The organism is Cellulomonas bogoriensis 69B4 = DSM 16987, from assembly GCF_000767165.1.
GTDB classification, from domain to species: domain Bacteria; phylum Actinomycetota; class Actinomycetes; order Actinomycetales; family Cellulomonadaceae; genus Actinotalea; species Actinotalea bogoriensis.
The window spans coordinates 1-1,654 of the sequence record NZ_AXCZ01000309.1 but is presented as its reverse complement, the minus strand read 5'-3'; the positions used below and the strand labels follow the sequence as shown (position 1 = coordinate 1,654).

General features: G+C 75.8%; 2 protein-coding genes. Both read left to right on the top strand.

Annotation, left to right across the window (positions count from 1 at the left end; translation table 11 throughout):
* Positions 1–669, top strand: a 669-nt coding sequence (locus N869_RS18030; protein ID WP_198026100.1) for a hypothetical protein, incomplete at its 5' end; no start/stop codon positions are given.
* Positions 670–678: 9 nt separating this feature from the next.
* Positions 679–1,654 (top strand): CbiQ family ECF transporter T component (locus N869_RS14920; RefSeq protein WP_052105636.1); only part of this gene is annotated, 976 nt, incomplete at its 3' end.

Here is a 1,654-nt window from a genome sequence, read left to right as displayed (position 1 = left end):
CGGGCCGCCGCGGTGGTGCTCCTGGCCGCGGCCCCGCTGGTCGCACCGATCGCTGCGACCGCCGTGCCGGACTCCCCTGAGGTGGTCGGTCAGGCGTGCGCGGACGCCGAGGAGGGCGTGACCGTCGTCGTCGACGCGAGCGACCTGGGCGGCCAGGTGACCATCGGCTGCGCCACTGGCGAGGTCGGTTCGGGCACCGAGGCGCTGCGTGCCGCGGGCTTCACCGACGAGCGCGACGAGGCGCAGATGATCTGCGCGATCGACTCGGTGCCGGACCCCTGCCCCACCACGTGGGAGGGCGTGTGGTGGTCGTACTGGACGGCGGAGTCCGACGGCGGGTGGGAGGTGTACGAGGTCGGGTCCGACGACTCCGAGCCCCGGGCCGGGACCCTGGAGGGCTGGCGGTACCACGACGGCAGCGCCGGTCCGGTGCTGACCCCGGCGCAGGTCCTGGCCACCGCGGGTCAGGCGCAGGACGACGGCGAGGACCCGGCCCAGGACGGGGCAGGTGGCGAGGAACCGCCGGCTGACGTCGACGACGCCGGCTGGCTGGTGCCCGTCACGATCGCCGCGGTCGCACTGCTGCTGGGTGGTCTGGCCGTGCTGGCGGTCCGTCGCCGCAGGGCCGCCGACGCCCGACGTGACACCGTCGACCCGTCCGAGCCCTGACCGGTCGCGGTGCACCCCCTCGCGTGGTGGGCCTGGGCCCTGTGCCTGGCGCTCGCGGTCACCCGCGCCGGTGACGTGGTGACTGTCCTGGCCCTGGCCGCGGCGGTCGTCCTCGTCGTGGTGGTGCACCGCCAGGACACGCCGTGGGGGCGAGCGTTCACGGCCTACCTCGTCCTGGCCGGGCTGGTGGTGGTCCTGCGTGTGGTGTTCCACGTGCTGGTGGGTATCAAGCCTCCCGGTCCGGTCCTGCTCGACCTGCCGGTCGTCCCGGCACCGGGGTGGGCCGTGAACGTCGAGCTTCTGGGGCCCGTGACGGTTCCTGGTCTCCTGGGCGCCGTCGCGGGTGGGGTGCGCCTGGGGGCACTGATCCTGTGCTTCGGTGCCGCGAACACCCTCGTCGACCCGCGCCGTGCCCTGCGTTCCCTGCCCGCCGCCCTCCACCAGATCGGGACCGCCGTCGTGATCGCCGTGAGCCTCGCACCCCAGCTGGTCAGTGCTGCGCTGGCGGTGCGGCGCGCCCAGCGGCTGCGGGGCATGGACGGTCGGGGCCCGCGCACCGTCCTGGCCGTGGTCCCCCCGGTGCTGTCCGAGGCCCTGGACCGGTCCCTGACGGCCGCGGCGTCCATGGACGCACGGGGGTACGCGCGCGCGGTCGGGGGACGCGACCGTCGCGTCGGTGCGCTCGTCGTGCTCGCGCTCCTGGCCGCGACCCTGGGGACGTACGGGATCCTGGACGGGACGACCCCGGCGTGGCTCGGGGTCCCCGTCCTGGTCGCTGGTGGGCTCGCAGCGGTCGTGGCCTCGGTGCTCGCGGGACGCCAGGTGCTGCGCAGCCGGTACCGTCCGGACACGTGGGGGCCCGTGTCGTGGCTGGTCACCGGGTGCGGGGTCGTGGCCGTCGTCACGGCCCTGGCCGGCGCGGGGCTACCTGCAGGGGACGCCACGGACGTGGTCCCGGCTGCGCTGCTGGTCGCCGCGGCCGTCG